Origin of the sequence: Anaerobacillus sp. 1_MG-2023, from assembly GCF_030547345.1 — a bacterium.
Lineage (GTDB): Bacteria > Bacillota > Bacilli > Bacillales > Guptibacillaceae > Guptibacillus > Guptibacillus hwajinpoensis_B.
In genome coordinates this window covers 1-238 of record NZ_JAUORD010000240.1, presented here as the reverse complement: position 1 = coordinate 238, position 238 = coordinate 1, and the positions used below count along the sequence as shown (strand labels likewise).

General features: G+C 42.4%; 1 pseudogene. It reads right to left on the bottom strand.

What is annotated here, in order from left to right:
• A pseudogene (locus Q4550_RS24015) lies at positions 1–222 on the bottom strand (IS21 family transposase); the annotation flags it as partial.
• Positions 223–238 lie beyond the last annotated feature (16 nt).

Genomic DNA, 238 nt, shown 5'->3' with positions numbered 1-238 from the left:
CTTCTTTGCGAAGTTCCCATATTTTTCAGCGAATGTTCGATAGGCATAAGGGACTTTTCCATCTTCTCTAGCTGCACTGGCATATTCGTTATGCAGAAGCGTCAGGGTGACATTTTTCTTTTGAAGTTCTTTGTGAACCCACTCAAAATCAACGGGGCAGTATCCCTTTTCAATAGCTTGTTTCTCAGGGAACAAGTAAGTCCCAAGCCACTGATTATTCATGGAATCCTCTAACTCC